Origin of the sequence: Actinosynnema mirum DSM 43827 (assembly GCF_000023245.1) — a bacterium.
Taxonomy (GTDB): Bacteria; Actinomycetota; Actinomycetes; order Mycobacteriales; family Pseudonocardiaceae; genus Actinosynnema; species Actinosynnema mirum.
In genome coordinates, this window is the sequence record NC_013093.1 from 7,227,867 (window position 1) to 7,241,971 (window position 14,105).

The following is a 14,105-nucleotide window of genomic DNA, read 5'->3' on the forward strand; positions in this document are numbered from 1 at the left end:
GCGGGGGCTCGGTTTTGGTGGGGAGCGGGCCGAGGTGGGGAGAGCGTTGCAGCGGTGGCGGGGGTGGGACTCCGTCGAAAAACGGGGTTCGCGGAGAAAAGTGGGGGTTTTCCGCCTGGGGGCGGTGCGGGCCTGGCGCGGTCAGGCGGTGCGCAGGCGGGTGGTGAGGGTGGTTGCTTTGGCGCGTAGGCGCGTTGCCTCTTTGAGGTCGCCCAGGGCTTGGGAGAGGTCTGCCAGGTAGGCGGCTACTGGGCCCAGGGAGACCAGGCCCGTTGTGGCGCCTGCCAGTTCGTCTTCCGCTGGGGCCAGGGCGTTGTGGAGTTCGGTCAGTTCCTCGTGGTTCTTGGTGGGTCTGGACAGGGCTGCTTGTGCGTGCAGGCAGGTTCTCAGTTCGTAGAGGTGGTCGTGTGGGGCCTTGGGGATGTGGTGGGTTGTGGGGGCGGTCCAGGGTTGGTTCGTGGCCCAGTCCGGGGTGGGTTGGGGGACGCCCAGGGTGTGCAGGGCCAGGGAGAGGAGGCCGGGGGCCAGGCCGGGGAGGTGGGTTTCCGTGAGCTTCGGGGCGGCTGCCCGGTAGGCGGCTTCGGCCTTGGTCTTGTGGCCCGTCAGGGATAGGCGGAGGGCCTGGTACCAGTCGGTGAACGGGGTTACCAGGGGGAGGTCGTTCCGGGTTGCCAGGTGGTTTGCGCGGGTGGCGTGGTGGTCTGCGGTGGGGAGGTCTGCCAGGGCCGCTGAGGACTGGATCAGGAGTAGGTGGGCCAGGACCTCGAAGGCGACCAGGTCGGGTTGGGCGGAGGTGACTGTGAGGAGTTCCTCTGCCAGGGATTTGCGGGCTGGGGCCAGGCCTGCCCGGTGGAAGGTCTGGAGGTAGCGGGCGTTCAGGGACAGCGCTAGGAGGGTGGGGTCGGCCAGGGATCTGGCTATGCGTTCGGCCTCCTGCGCGGCTTGGGACGCCTCGTGGGTTGGGTCTGCCCTTCGTTCCATCGCGATGGTCACCAGGAGGCGGGCTCGTTCGGCCTGGTAGGTGGCGGGGAGGGAGGTCAGGGCTCGGTTGGCTGACGCGGCCAGAGTCGCGGAGAGGGCGTCGTCATCGGGGGTTGTCCACAGGGCTGGGACGTCGAAGGAGCCGACTACGCGTGCCCTGTGGACTGGGTCGGGGAGGGACTCCGCTTGGTGGACTGCTTCGGCTCGGTGTTCGCGGGCTGCGGCCAGGTCGCCGGTCACGGCCAGGGCTCGGACCAGGCCCATCACGGCGGTCAGGCGGGCTTGGGGGTGTGGGGTTGGGGAGTGGTCCAGGGAGTTGATCGTGGCGCGCCAGAGCCTTGCCGCCTCGTGCGGGGCCGAGCGGTGTTCGGCCCTGGTTGCGGCCAGGGACGCGTGGTGAGCGGCTTTGGCGGCCGTTGTTCTTGTGGCTGCCTCCAGCAGGTGGTGGGCGATGCGTTCGTGTTCGTCCGGGGTGGCGCGCTCTACGGCTTCTGCTGCGGCCACGTGCCAGCGGGCGCGTCTGGGGGCCGTGGTGTCGGCTCGGACGGTCTCGTGGACCAGGTCGTGGGTGAAGTGGACGTGGTCTGCGTCGTGCTCTGTCAGGAAACCGGCGGTGATCGCGGACTCGATCGAGTCCAGGACGTCTTCGCCCGCCAGCTCGGCGAGGATCGCGAGGTCGACCTCGCGGCCCAGGACGGCGGCTTGGCGGAGGTGGGTTCCCGCGGGTTCCGGGAGGGCGGAGAGGCGGTGCAGGAGGACGTCTCGGACGCCTGCGGGGACGGTGCGCAGGGCCTCGTCGCCCTCGGTCGCCCACAGCTTGGCCAGTTCGTGGGCCAGGAACGGGTTGCCCGCGCTCCTGGTGTGGATGGACCTGGTCGCTCGTCGCGTCGGGGGGCGGTGGGTGGCGATCAGGTTCGCCACCGCCTGCTCGTCCAGGCCGGAGAGGTAGAGGCGGGTCGGGGTGGTTCGGGCCAGGCGGGCCAGCGCGGCGGTGAGGGTGGGCGGGATGTCGGTGGCCCGGTGGGTGCCGACGACCAGGGTTGGGCCCGCCTCGGGCGGGAGGGCGGTGAGCAGGGCGAGGGTGTCCTCGTCCGCCTGGTGCAGGTCGTCCAGGACCAGGAGCGTGGGCGAGGACTTGGACAGGTGGGCGGACAGGGTGCGGAGGGTGGTGAAGCGGGGGGTGCGGTCGGGTTCCGGGGGGAGGCCCAGGTGGGTGCGGAGTGCGGTCCACGGCCAGGCTGCCGGGGTTCCGGGGAGGTCGGGGCAGGTGGTGGTGGCGGTGGACCAGCCCTCGGCGCGCAGGTGGGTGGCCAGTGCTTCGGTCAGGGCGGATTTGCCGGAACCCGCTGCGCCTGAGACGAGGACGTGGTGGAGGCGGTGGGTTCTGACGGCCTCGGTGGCGGCTCGGGTGAGGGTGGCCAGTTCTTCCTCGCGGCCGAACAGGGGTGGGGTGGCGGTTCGGGGCGGGGTGGCGGTTCGGGGCGGGATGGCGGGGCGCGGCGGGGTGGCGGGGCGCGGCGGGGGGAGCAGGGTTCGGGACTGGGCGAGGATGTCGGCTTCCAGGGCGCGCAGGGGTTCGCCGGGGTCCACGCCCAGGTCGGCGCGGAGTGCGGATCTGGTGCGGCGCAGGGTTTCCAGGGCCTCGCCCTGGCGGCCGGTGCGGTAGAGGGCCAGCGCCAGGAGGTGGGCGGCGTGCTCGCGGTGCGGGTGGGACGCGGCGTGCCGGGTGAGGGGTGGGATGGCGTCGGCGGGGGCGTTCAGGGACAGGGCGGTCTCGGCCAGGCGTTCCACGGCCAGGAGGCGGAGCTCTTCCAGGGCGGTCGACTCGGCCAGTGCCCAGGGGTGGTCGGCGAACTCGGCGTACGCGGGGCCGCGCCAGAGGGCCAAGGCGCTGGTGAGCAGGGTTCGGGCTCGGGGTGGTGGGGCGGACTTGGCCTGGTGGACGGCGGACTCGAAGTGGTGGGCGTCGGTGTTGTCGGTGCGCAGCGCGTAGCCGTTCGCGACCGTGACCAGCAGGTGGGGTGGGGTGCGGGGTGGGCGGTCCGGTTCCAGGGCCTTGCGCAGGTCGCCGACGAAGGTCTGGACGGCGCCGCGCGCGCTCGGGGGTGGGGCGTCGTCCCAGAGGTCGGCGACCAGGGTGTCCAGGGGGACGGTTCGGCCGCGCGCGACCAGCAGCCTGGCCAGCACCGCGCGGTGGCGGGGGCCCTTGAGGTCCGCGGGTCCGCGGTCCAGTTCTGCCCGCAGGGGGCCCAGCACGGCGAAGCTCACCATCGGTGGACAACCTAGTGCCGCGGGCGGGGGGTGTGGTGGGTGGCGCTGATCGCGTGCTGATCCGGCGCTGATCGGGGTGGGTGACGGTGGAGGGGCATTCGACAGCGAGTGGTTGAGGAGTGGGCGAGATGGTTCTTCCGGGGTTCACCGAGCAGCGGGTCGCGGTGGCGGAGGGTGTGCGGTTGCACGTTGCGGTGGGTGGGACGGGGAGTCCCGTGGTGCTGCTGCACGGGTTCCCGCAGACGCACCTGATGTGGCGGCACGTCGCGGCCGACCTCGCTGCGGATCACACGGTGATCTGCCCTGACCTGCGGGGGTACGGGGCCAGCGACAAGCCCGCCGACGACGGGGAGAACTACTCGAAGCGGGTCATGGCGCGGGATGTGGTGGCGCTGGCCCGCGAGCTGGGGCACGAGCGGGTCGCGGTGGTCGGGCACGACCGGGGCGCGCTGGTCGGGATCAGGGCCGGGCTGGATCACCCGGACGTGGTCACCCACCTCGGGGTGTTGGACGTGCTGCCCACGGTGGAGTCGTGGGAGGTGCTGCGGGGACGGGGCGCGGCGGTGGGGTTCCACCTGTTCCTGATGGCGCAGCGGCCCGGGCTGGCCGAGGCGATGATCAGCGGGGCGGCGGACGAGTTCTTCGGGCACTTCCTGGACGTGTGGGCGAACGACCCCGCGGCGATCCCGGCCGACGTGCGCGCCGAGTACCTGCGGGCCAGCCGGGAGGCGGTGCCGTCGATCGTGGCGGACTACCGGGCCACGGCGGGGGTGGACGTGGCGCACGACGAGGCGGACCGGGCGGCAGGGCGGCGGCTGCGGATGCCGGTCGGGGTGGTGCAGCAGGACTGGGGGGCGGAGCTCGGGTTCGACGCGGCCGGGGTGTGGCGGGGGTGGGCGGAGGACTTGGAGCACCGGACCGTGCGATGCGGGCACTTCATGGCGGAGGAGGCGCCGGGGGAGGTCGTGGGGGCGATCCGGGCGCTGCTCGCCCGGTGAGGGGCCTTGCGGTGGAGGGGAGGAGGAGGCGGGCCGCTGAGGGGACGTGGCCCGGAGCGGAGAGGTGGACCGGAGCAGGGAGGCGGACCGAGGCGGGGAGGCGGACCGAGGCGGGGAGGCGGACCGAGGCGGGGTGATCACCGGTCCGGGTGAGCACGGGCATTGTCAGCGCCCGACCGGGAAGTCCGGTCGGGCGCTGACGGCTTTGCCGGGGTGACGTCCCGTGGTGGGGTGGTTCGGGACGGGTGACTTGGATTGGTTTTTGTGGGGAATCTTTTGGAATAGTCGTTGCGCTTGTGCAACAAAAATGACCAAAACCGCTGGTAGAGCGTGTGTGGTGTCACTTTTGGACGGTGATGGCCGGGGCTGTGGGGAGCGGCAGGCGGCCGGGGCGCGGGGCGTCGGCAGCGGGGCGTCGGCAGCGGGGCGTCGGTCGGCCGCGGTGGAGGCGCGGCCCGCCGGCAGTGAGGGCCCGGCCCGCCAATGGCGGGGCACGGTCCACCGACGGCGGGCGCGGATTGTCGACCGTCGGCGGCGGGCGGGGCGTTGGTTGGGGCGCTAGTCGGCGACGGGGTGTCGGTTGGGGCGCTAGTCGGCGGGGGGCTCGGTGGCGGAGGGCTCGGTGGCGGAGGGCTCGGTGGCGGGGGGCTCGGTTTCGGCGCGCTGCTTGAGGCGCCTGCGGAGTTCCGCGATGAGCTGCTCGTCGCTGAGGTCGGCCGGGTCGGTGCTGGCGGGTTGGTAGTCGGCTTCCTGCTGGGTCAGCATTCCCGCCGCCACCAGGACCTCGAAGACGCTCACCTGGAACAGGCGCGCGATGGCGCGGGCCGTGGGGATGCTGATCTTCGCGCCCTTGCGCCACGCGGTCAGGCGGCTGCGGTCGACGTTCACCTCGCGGGCCAGGTCGCCCGTCGTCAGGTTCCGGTACTCCAGGTTTCGCTCGACGTAGTCCCACCACGGAGAAGGAGCGCTCTGATTTCCGGTCACCCGCGGAACGTTATGTGTGCACACGCAACGTTGTCCAGGCGCACTCCCCCTTTGGGGTCGTTTTGCTGACACAACGCGCGTTGCGTCGGGCACTGCGGAACGTCTAGGTTCGAATTGGGGCAACGAACGTTGCGCGGGCACAACAATGCACGAGGCGGCCAATGCCGAACACGATCAAACTCCGGGACGAGGCTTTCGCGAAAGCGGCGCGACTGGCGGGCTACGGGTCCGATTACGCGCTCGCCAAGGCGATGGACGTGAACCGGTCCACGGTGACGCGCGTGCTCAGCGGCGACCTCCAGCCCGGCCCCGCGTTCATCGGCGGCGCCCTGGTCGCATTGGCGCCGATGCAGTTCCACGACCTGTTCGAGGTCGTTCGCGGCGAGCAGTGAGCGCGGACGTTCCGGAGGACGTGAACATCCCGAACGATCGCCACCAGTCGGACCGCCGGAATGCGGGGAATGAGTGGCGCGGCCGGAATGAGGGGCACGGTCGGAATGAGGGGCACTGCTCGGACGGTTCGGGGAAGTCCGATGCGGGCGGGATTGGCTGCGCCTGCGGGATTGTGAGAGCTCGCGTCGGTGGCGTGAGCGGTGTCGGTGGCGTGAGCGGTGTGGACGGCGCAGGGCGTGGGGGCACCGAGGACTGCGCGGGTGGGGACTGCGTGGGTGAGGACTGCGTGGGTGGGGACTACGCGGGTGGGGACTGCGCGGGTGGGGACTACGCGGGTGGGGACTGCGGTGGGTGCGGGGGTTCGGGGCTTGGGGATGAGGTCGTCGCCTTGCGGCGGCGGAGTGTGGCGCACCTTGCCGACGGGCGGGGGCACTGGGCGTTGGAGTGCGCCGAGGAGGAGCTGGAGATCGCCGTGCTCTCCGGGGAGCACTGGCGGGTCGTCGCCGGGTTGAGGCGGATGGCCTGGGTGCTCGCGGCCGTGGGGCGGGAGCGGGACGCTGCGCACTACCTGCGACGGGTTCGGCGGGAGTGCCGGGAGCGCCCGGCCAGCGGGAGCGGCGGGAGCGGTGGGACCGGGACAGGTGGGCAGGGGTGACCGGGGTGACCGGTGGCGGTGATGGCCCTTCGGGGCGGGCTTAGCGGTCATGGGCGGAGGAGGGCTAGGGCTTCGGGGCAGAGGAAGACCTTGCGGTAGCGCCTGGACTCCCAGGGGTACAGGACGCCCTCGGCCACCAGGCGGTCCGTCAGCAGGGTCACGCCTTTCACGCTCAGGCCCTCGGCCTCGCGCAGGGTCGGGTGGTCGACCGCCGGGAAGCCGAGCAGGGAAGCGGCCACCCTGGCCAGCCTGCTGCCCTCGGGGAACCTGGTGCGGTAGGCCGCCGCCAGGGACTCCAGGTTCGCCAGCAGGTTCACCTGGGCGTCCGCCAGCTCGCGGACGCCCCGCGCGAAGAACTCCACCCACGGGCCGTGCTCGCCGGTCCGCACCACGTGCCTGACCTGCTCGCGGTACTCGTCGCCCGCGCGGTCCAGCCACACCGACAGGGGCAGCACCGAGGCGCGCAGCATCCCCTCGCGCACCAGCTCCAGCATGGTGAACAGGCGCGCCACGTGACCGTCCGGGACCGCGAACGGTTGCAGCAGCTCCAGTTGCAGGTGCGCCAGCGCCAGGCGGGCCACCCTGGGGAGGGCGGGCTTCGCCTGCACCCACACCGTCCACTGGGCCAGCGCGCCCACCAGGTGCGCGCTCGTCGGCGTCAGCAGCCACGCCCGTTCTCGACTCGGCCCCAGCCAGCCCTGCCCACGGCGCAGCGGCTCGTCCGGGCGGTGGTCGCGACCGGTCAGCGCCGCGGCCACCTCGCCCAGCAGGTCCGGGTCCCAGGTGTCGGCCCCCTGCGCCACCTTGGCGAAGCCCAGCTCGACCCCGAGCAGGTGGGGCACGACCACCTGCTCCGGGGCGCCGTGACGCGGGTCCAGGGACACCGCCAGCGCCTCGCGCAGCGCCACCGGGTACCCGGCCATCCCCGCCGACGCGCACGCGTCGCGGACCCTCGTGGCGTGCGCGAAGCCGGACAGCTCGGCGAAGCGGCCCGACGCCTCGTCGAGCCTGCCCAGGCTGTGCTCGGCCAGCGCGGACTCGCGCATGGCGGGACCGCTCAGCGACGGCTCGGAGAACAACGGGTACGGCAGGAACGCGCCTTCTTCCCGGAGCTCCTCCGGCACGCCCACCACATCGGTCCCGGAAATCCACGTGCCACGTGGGGAAAAGCGGGGGATCACGGTCGGAGCATGACACGAAATGCACCCGGTTGACCACCACCTTCAGTTCCAGTGCCGGGCAATTCCAGGTAGACAATATTGGAATATAGTGGAATTGCCGACGTCACGGACGCAGAATCGCGGAATAACGGAATCAACGAGAATCAGCACCGATCAGCGCGACTCACCCCATCAGGCCCCCTCCGCCAGGAGGGGGAGCAATCCGGCCAGCCGGTGGTGGCTGGTGCTGACTCCCCCTTCCATGCCGCTGGCCAGGACCGCGTCCCGCAGCTCCCGACTGGGGAAGACGGAGGTCTGCACCACCCTCGTGCGGCGGGCGCCGATCTCGGCGAACTCCGTGGTCACCACCGACTCCTGACCCTCGAACACCTCGGTGTTGACCAGCCGGCGCGGCCGGTCCACCAGGCGGTAGCGCCCGGACATGCCGAACTCGGCCCCGTCGGCATCGCTGCGCCACCGGTACTCCCACGCGCCGCCCTCTCTCAGGTCTATCTCGCACACCGGCATCGACCAGCCGTCGGGGCCCAGCAGCCAGCGGGAGACGTGCCGGGGCTCGGTGAAGGCCGCGAACACCAGCTCGCGCGGGGCGTCGAACTCCCTGGCGATGGCGAACGCGAGGTCGCTCGGGGTGGTGATCTCGGTGCGGCGGTCGGCGGCCGTTGTCAGGGGTGGGGCGGAGGATGCGGAGGACGTGGGAGAGGCGGGGGAGGTCGGGGACGGCGTGCCTGACATGCGCGTGCTCCTCGGTGGGCTCGTCGGCGCTGGGCGTCGGCTTGAGCGGATCGGCCCGCGTGGGGCCGCCGATCACCAGGGAGGTAACCGGGTGGTTAGATAACCACTTGGTTAGTCAACACCGGGGATGGGGCGGGGTCAAGGGGAGTTCGCGTCACTCGTTCAGGTGGATAAATCGGACACAAGGGGCGCGGCGACCGGCAGGATGACCGGGACCGAAGAGCGGCGGAGCAGCAGGAGGACGACAGATGGGCACCGAGCCGGAACTGGTCGAGTTGACGCCGACGACGACCGCGGTGGTGCGCGGGGTGATCGGGTTCGCCGAGGTGCGCGACTTCTTCGACACCTCGTTCCAGCAGCTCCGGAGGGTCCTGGCCGAGCAGGGCGTCATGCCGGTCGGGGCGGCGTTCGGGCTGTACCGGGACGCGAGCACGCACGGGCGGGAGGGCGCGCTGGCGCTGGAGGTCGGGTTCCCGGTCGGCTCCGGGATCGAGGCGGAGGGGGACGTCGTGCCGGGCGAGGTGCCGGGCGGGCTGGTCGCGCAGCTCACGCACGTCGGGGCGTTCGACGAGCTGGAGGAGTCCTGGAAGCGGTTGGCCGCGTGGATGGGGGCGCGCGGGGTGAGCCCCTCGACCACGCGGTGGGAGGTGTACACCACCGAGCCGTCGCCCGAGATGGACCCCGCCGAGCTGCGGACCGAGCTGCACTGGGCCGTGGCGGACTGAGCGGCGAGCGGGCCGGGCAGCAGTGGGGCCGAGCAGCAGTGGGCCGGGCAGCAGCGGACTGAGCGGAGGTGAGCCGGGACCGTTGACAATCGAACGGTGAGAATGTTCGATTGAACGCGGAAACTGTTCAGAGGCGAGGGGGACGTCCATGCGGGTCGGCATCACGATCCTGCCGGAGCACCGGTGGGCCGAGGCGCGGCCCAGGTGGGTGGCGGCCGAGGAGTACGGGTTCGACCACGCCTGGACGTTCGACCACCTGGCCTGGGGCAGGTTGGCCGACCACGCCTGGTACGCCGCGGTGCCGACGCTGGCGCTGGCCGCCGAGGCGACCTCGCGGATCAGGCTCGGCCTGCTGGTGGCCTCGCCGAACTTCCGCCACCCGGTGCCGTTCACCCGCGACGTGACCACGCTGGACGAGGTGTCGGACGGCCGGTTCACCCTGGGCGTCGGGGCGGGCGCCATGGGCGGGTACGACGCGAACGTCCTCGGCGCGCCCGCGACGAGCCCGCACCGGCGGTTCGCCGAGTTCGTGGAGCTGCTGGACCGCCTGCTCACCACCGACCGGGTCGACCACGCGGGCGATCACTACACCGCCGTGGGCGCGCGGAACGTGCCCGGCTGCGTCCAGCGGCCCCGGCCGCCGTTCGTGGTGGCGGCCAACGGCCCGAAGGGGATGCGGTTGGCGGCCCGGTTCGGGCGGGGCTGGGTGACCACGGGGCTGCCGAACGACGACCTGGCGGTCTGGTGGGGCTCGCTGCGCGAGCTGTCCGGGCGGCTCGACGACGTGCTCGACGCGGCCGGGCTGCCGCGCGACCACCTGGAGCGGCACCTGCAGAGCGACATGGCGCCGGTGCTGTCGACCTCCAGCGTCGAGTGCTACCGGGACTTCGTCGGCCGGGCGGGTGAGCTGGGGTTCACGGACCTGGCCGCGCCGTGGCCGCGCGACGAGGGCGTGTTCGCCGGTGACGAGTCGGTGGTGGAGGCGATCGCGGCCGAGGTGCTGCCCGGCCTGAGGACCGGGCAGCACTGAGGACCGGGCAGCGCTGAACAACCGACCGGGGCCGCACGCACACGCGCGCGTGCGGCTCCGGCCGACAAGGCCCGGTCGACCAGGCCCGGTCGATCAGCCCCAGCCGCCCCGCTCCCGGTACATCCGCCGCTGGGCCTTGCTCATCGCCCGCTCCGCGCCGCGCCGCTCGGCCCGCAGCCGGGGATCGGTCCGGCTGGCCAGCCACTCGCTCTCGCGCCGCAGCTCGTGCAGGCTGTCGACCCTGCGCCGCTCCAGCCCGCCGTCGTCCACGGCGGCCAGCACCGCGCACCCCGGCTCGGCGACGTGCGCGCAGTCGGCGAACCGGCACGACCGCGCCAGCTCCTCGACCTCGGCGAACGCCTGCCGCACGCCCTCGTCGGCGGCGTGCAGCCCCACCGCCCGCAGCCCCGGCGTGTCGATCAGCACTCCCCCGCCGGGCAGGGCGTGCAGCTCGCGCCGGACGGTGGTGTGCCTGCCCTTGCCGTCGGAGGCGCGCACGTCCCCGGTGGCCAGCGCGGACGTGCCGAGCAGGGCGTTGGCCAGGGTGGACTTGCCCGCGCCGGACGGTCCGACCAGCACGGCGGTGGCCGCGGGGCCGGAACCGCCGAACAGCTCGGCGCGCAGCGGGTCGAGCCCGGAGCCGTCGGTGGCGCTGACCGCGACCACCGGGGCGCCCGGTGCGGCGGCGGACACCTCGTCGGCGACGTCGGCGACGTCGGCGCTCAGGTCCGCCTTGGTGAGCACGACGACCGGTCGCGCGCCGCTCTCCCAGGCGAGGGCGAGCAGCCGCTCGACGCGGCCGAGCGCGAGGCGCGCGGACAGCGACACCACGACGGCGACGACGTCCACGTTGGCGGCCAGGACCTGCGGGGCGCCGCCGGAGCCCCGGACGAGCGCGGTGCGCCGGGGCAGGACCTCGGCCAGCAAGCCGTCCTCGGCGAGGCCGACCCAGTCGCCGGTGCACGGTTCGAGGCCCCGGCGGACGCGGGCGGACCGCCTGCCGTCGCCGGTGACGACCTCGCAGGCGCTCCGGTCGACGCGGACGACGCGGCCGGGGACGAGGTCGGTGGTGCGGGGTGCGAAGCGCTCGTCCCAGCCGTAGCGGGCAAGCGGGGATGCGGTGGACAACGCGTGACTCCTGGTCGTGGAGGGGGTCTCCGCCCCGAGGGGCGCCTCCGCGATCGAGCGGGAGGCGTCAGCCCAGGGGGCGGCGGGCGGGGTCGAGGCGCGCGGCAACGACGGCCAACACGGTCATGACCCGCCCCCTTCCACTCGAAGTCCTGCCGGGACGCTAGCAGCACCGGGCGCTCGCGGGCGAGGGGTTTTTCCGGTGGGCACGCCGCGTTCGGGGTGACCCGGAATCAATTCAACCGGGAAACCTCTTCCCGCCCCAGGGCGTTCGACCGCGTTCGACCGCGTTCCCGGGAAATTCGACGCGCCACCCAGGGCGCCAGCCGGAATGAGGATTGTCCGATACCTCCGAACTGCGCTAGCGTCGAGCCGCGGAAATACCTCGCCACCATTCTTCCCACCGCGATCGCGGACGCGGCAGGTTCCGGTCTGGAGATTCCAGCGGCGGCCAGATCGGGCGGGCGCGGGACCCGAGCGCTCAACGGCGCGCGCGAGGGTCCCGCGCTTCGAGCACCCGCCCGACGACGGCGTTTCCCGGCGCGGCTGCCCCAAGTGGCCACCATCGGAGGACCCTGCACGCGTTGCACGTGACTGGGACGGGCATGAAGTCGTCGCTGGATGGAGGGGAGAGTCGAGTCCGATGTGGATTCCCGTTCTGCAGGGGCATCCACCCTGGGCACGACGGAACTCCGGAGGAGGTGACGATCATGCGCAAGATCTCGATGAAGGCGAGGCCGGTCATCCGCCTTGAGCGGTCGAACCAGCCGAACTTCTACTACTGGTACAACGGCGACCAGCCGTGACGCCCAGGGGCCGGGCCCGCCACGAGCGGGTCCGGCCCCTCCCCTTTCCCGCCCTGGAGGTGTCATGCGCCTGCGCCGCGCCCACAGCCTGACCTGCTACTGGCACGAGGACGAGTTCGTCGTGCACCCCTACCTGGGCGGCACGCCGACCGCGCTGCACCCGGTGGCCGCCGAGGTGCTGTCGGCGTTCGACTCGTGGGTGGAGGCGGCCAAGGCGACCGAGGAGCTGGACCACCTCACGCCCGACACCGTGGCCGAGGCCGTGGAGGCGCTGCGCGAGGCGGGCGCCCTGCTGGTCGAGGACAGCGACGAGGCCGAGCGGGACGAGCTGGCCGCGCGCACCTGGGAGACGTGGGCCCCCGAGGCGCCGTTCTTCCACTACGGCACGCAGATCGACGCGGAGAGGCTGCCCGCCGACCGCGAGCAGGCCAGGGAGCAGGCCAGGAACGACACGGCGGACGCGGCCGGTCCGCAGCACCGGGTGTTCACCGAGTACCCGGAGGCCGAGCGGGTGCTGCTGCCGCGCGTGCCCGCCGAGCTGGACGTGCCGCTGGGCAGGGCGCTGTACGCCCGCCGCACGGTCCGCGACTTCACCGGGGACCCGGTGCCGCTGGCGACGCTGGCCGCGCTGCTGGTGACCACGTTCGGCCCCACCGACTTCATCGACTCCGGCCGCAGCGCCCTGTTCCGCCGCACCAGCCCGGCGGGCGGCTCGCGCCAGGAGCTCGACGCGTACGTGGGGGTGCTGGCCGTGGAGGGCCTGTCCCCCGGCTTCTACCACTACAACCTGCGCGAGCACTCGCTCGAGCTCGTCTCGCCCGGTCTCACCAGGGACGAGATGACGCACCTCGGCACGGACCAGCCGTGGGTGGGCTCGGTCGCGTTCACCGTGGTGCTGGCGTCCGTGATCGACCGGATGAGCAGCAAGTACGAGCTGCCGCGCTCCTACCGGGTGAGCCTGCTCAACGCGGGCCACCTCGGCCAGACATTCGCGCTGACCGCGACCGCGCTGGGGCTGGGCCCGCTGCAGACGGGCGCGTTCTACGACGAGGCGCTCGCGCGCAGGATCGGCCTGGACAACATCGGCAGCATCCCGGTGTACCTGCTGGGCGCGGGCTACGCGGCGGACGAGCAGCCGTACGCGGCGCCGCTCGCGGGCCTGGAGGCGTTCCGGAGGACGCGGCTGACGTGAGGCGCGGGGCGCGGGGGCCGCGACGACCCCCGCGCCCGCCCCGTCAGAGGTGCTTCTCGATCTCGGCCAGCTCGTCGGCGGAGAGCTCCAGGTTCCCCACCGCGGCCACGTTGTCCGCCAGCTGCTCCGGGCTGCTCGCCCCGACCAGCGCGGACGTGGCGTTGCGCAGCACCCACGCGATCGCCAGCTGCGCCAGGGTCTGGCCCCGGCCCTCGGCGATGGCGCCCAGCGCCCTGACCTTGGCCAGCTTCTCCTCGGTGATCGCGTCGGACTTGAGGAACGGGCTGCCGCCCGCCGCCCGCGAGCCCTCGGGCACGCCGCCCAGGTACCGGTTGGTCAGCAGGCCCTGCGCCAGCGGCGAGTAGGCGATGCTGCCCGCGCCGACCTCGGCGAGCACGTCGTACAGGCCGTCCTCGCTCCACCGGTTGAACATCGAGTACGAGGGCTGGTGGATGAGCAGCGGGGTGCCCAGCTCGCGCAGCACCCGCGCGGCCTCGGCGGTCTGCTCGGCGGAGTAGTTGGAGATGCCCGCGTACAGCGCCTTGCCGGAGCGGACCGCGTGGTCCAGCGCGCCCATGGACTCCTCGATGGGGGTCTCGGGGTCCGGGCGGTGGTGGTAGAAGACGTCGACGTAGTCGAGCTTCATCCGGCTGAGCGACTGGTCCAGCGAGGACAGCAGGTACTTGCGGGAGCCGAAGTCGCCGTACGGGCCGTCCCACATGGTGTAGCCGGCCTTGGTGGAGATGATGATCTCGTCGCGGTGCGCGGCCAGGTCCTGGCCGAACAGCGTCCCGAAGTTGCGCTCGGCCGAGCCGGGCGGCGGGCCGTAGTTGTTGGCCAGGTCGAAGTGCGTCACGCCGAGGTCGAAGGCCCGGCGCAGGATGGCGCGCTGGGTCTCCAACCCCTTGTCGTCGCCGAAGTTGTGCCACAGGCCGAGCGACACGGCGGGCAGCTTGAGCCCGCTGCGGCCGACGCGCCTGTAGGGCGTCCGCTCGTACCGGTCCGACGACGGCAGGTAGGACATGGTTC

12 protein-coding genes are annotated in these 14,105 nt (G+C 72.7%); 6 read left to right on the top strand and 6 right to left on the bottom strand.

The features are described 5' to 3' along the window. Positions 1–141 precede the first annotated feature (141 nt). The gene (locus AMIR_RS42970; protein ID WP_015804857.1) at positions 142–3,252 is read right to left on the bottom strand and encodes an ATP-binding protein; all 3,111 of its coding nucleotides are present in this window, start codon (positions 3,250–3,252) and stop codon (positions 142–144) included. 128 nt (positions 3,253–3,380) lie between these two features. Here AMIR_RS42970 and AMIR_RS30580 point away from each other — a divergent pair, with 128 nt between their 5' ends. Beyond that, complete coding sequence (locus tag AMIR_RS30580; protein WP_015804858.1) at positions 3,381–4,250, top strand: alpha/beta fold hydrolase; 870 nt, start codon at positions 3,381–3,383, stop codon at positions 4,248–4,250. Between the two features lie 588 nt (positions 4,251–4,838). Here the strand turns inward: AMIR_RS30580 and AMIR_RS42975 are convergent. Beyond that, the gene (locus AMIR_RS42975; protein WP_143760965.1) at positions 4,839–5,234 is read right to left on the bottom strand and encodes a helix-turn-helix transcriptional regulator; all 396 of its coding nucleotides are present in this window, start codon (positions 5,232–5,234) and stop codon (positions 4,839–4,841) included. A 161-nt stretch (positions 5,235–5,395) separates the two neighbouring features. On the opposite strand from AMIR_RS42975, the gene AMIR_RS30590 reads away from it, so the two are divergent. Next, complete coding sequence (locus AMIR_RS30590; RefSeq protein WP_015804860.1) at positions 5,396–5,626, top strand: hypothetical protein; 231 nt, start codon at positions 5,396–5,398, stop codon at positions 5,624–5,626. Positions 5,627–6,015: 389 nt separating this feature from the next. Continuing rightward, a complete protein-coding gene (locus AMIR_RS40760; protein WP_015804861.1) occupies positions 6,016–6,282 on the top strand; it encodes a hypothetical protein in 267 nt (88 codons plus the stop codon). Between the two features lie 47 nt (positions 6,283–6,329). Here AMIR_RS40760 and AMIR_RS30600 read toward each other — a convergent pair whose 3' ends face one another. Then, positions 6,330–7,406 (bottom strand): Fic family protein, encoded by a 1,077-nt coding sequence (locus tag AMIR_RS30600; protein WP_143760969.1) that lies wholly within the window; start codon positions 7,404–7,406, stop codon positions 6,330–6,332. A 228-nt stretch (positions 7,407–7,634) separates the two neighbouring features. Then, positions 7,635–8,195, bottom strand: coding sequence for an SRPBCC domain-containing protein (locus AMIR_RS30605; protein ID WP_015804863.1), 561 nt, complete (start codon positions 8,193–8,195; stop codon positions 7,635–7,637). Between the two features lie 248 nt (positions 8,196–8,443). Between AMIR_RS30605 and AMIR_RS30610 the strand changes: the two genes are divergently transcribed. Both AMIR_RS30610 and AMIR_RS30615 read left to right on the top strand, forming a co-directional pair. Further along, positions 8,444–8,920 carry a GyrI-like domain-containing protein gene (locus AMIR_RS30610; RefSeq protein WP_015804864.1) on the top strand — a complete coding sequence of 159 codons (477 nt, stop codon included), beginning with the start codon at positions 8,444–8,446 and terminating at the stop codon, positions 8,918–8,920. Positions 8,921–9,068: 148 nt separating this feature from the next. Then, positions 9,069–9,950, top strand: coding sequence for an LLM class flavin-dependent oxidoreductase (locus AMIR_RS30615; RefSeq protein ID WP_015804865.1), 882 nt, complete (start codon positions 9,069–9,071; stop codon positions 9,948–9,950). A 93-nt stretch (positions 9,951–10,043) separates the two neighbouring features. Here AMIR_RS30615 and rsgA read toward each other — a convergent pair whose 3' ends face one another. Beyond that, positions 10,044–11,078 (bottom strand): ribosome small subunit-dependent GTPase A, encoded by a 1,035-nt coding sequence (rsgA, locus tag AMIR_RS30620; protein ID WP_015804866.1) that lies wholly within the window; start codon positions 11,076–11,078, stop codon positions 10,044–10,046. A gap of 870 nt (positions 11,079–11,948) precedes the next feature. Here rsgA and AMIR_RS30625 point away from each other — a divergent pair. Next, positions 11,949–13,076, top strand: coding sequence for a SagB/ThcOx family dehydrogenase (locus tag AMIR_RS30625; RefSeq protein ID WP_015804868.1), 1,128 nt, complete (start codon positions 11,949–11,951; stop codon positions 13,074–13,076). Positions 13,077–13,119: 43 nt separating this feature from the next. Here AMIR_RS30625 and AMIR_RS30630 read toward each other — a convergent pair whose 3' ends face one another. Next, positions 13,120–14,100 (bottom strand): aldo/keto reductase, encoded by a 981-nt coding sequence (locus AMIR_RS30630; protein ID WP_015804869.1) that lies wholly within the window; start codon positions 14,098–14,100, stop codon positions 13,120–13,122. Between the last annotated feature and the right edge of the window lie 5 nt (positions 14,101–14,105).

What these genes read in the sequence shown, in the direction of transcription:
- AMIR_RS30615 (WP_015804865.1), top strand. Translation starts at nt 9,069, where the DNA reads ATGCGGGTCGGCATCACGATCCTGCCGGAGCACCGGTGGGCCGAGGCG.
- AMIR_RS30605 (WP_015804863.1), bottom strand. Translation starts at nt 8,195, where the DNA reads ATGTCAGGCACGCCGTCCCCGACCTCCCCCGCCTCTCCCACGTCCTCC.
- AMIR_RS30625 (WP_015804868.1), top strand. Translation starts at nt 11,949, where the DNA reads ATGCGCCTGCGCCGCGCCCACAGCCTGACCTGCTACTGGCACGAGGAC.
- AMIR_RS30610 (WP_015804864.1), top strand. Translation starts at nt 8,444, where the DNA reads ATGGGCACCGAGCCGGAACTGGTCGAGTTGACGCCGACGACGACCGCG.
- AMIR_RS42970 (WP_015804857.1), bottom strand. Translation starts at nt 3,252, where the DNA reads ATGGTGAGCTTCGCCGTGCTGGGCCCCCTGCGGGCAGAACTGGACCGC.
- AMIR_RS30630 (WP_015804869.1), bottom strand. Translation starts at nt 14,100, where the DNA reads ATGTCCTACCTGCCGTCGTCGGACCGGTACGAGCGGACGCCCTACAGG.
- AMIR_RS30580 (WP_015804858.1), top strand. Translation starts at nt 3,381, where the DNA reads ATGGTTCTTCCGGGGTTCACCGAGCAGCGGGTCGCGGTGGCGGAGGGT.
- AMIR_RS30590 (WP_015804860.1), top strand. Translation starts at nt 5,396, where the DNA reads ATGCCGAACACGATCAAACTCCGGGACGAGGCTTTCGCGAAAGCGGCG.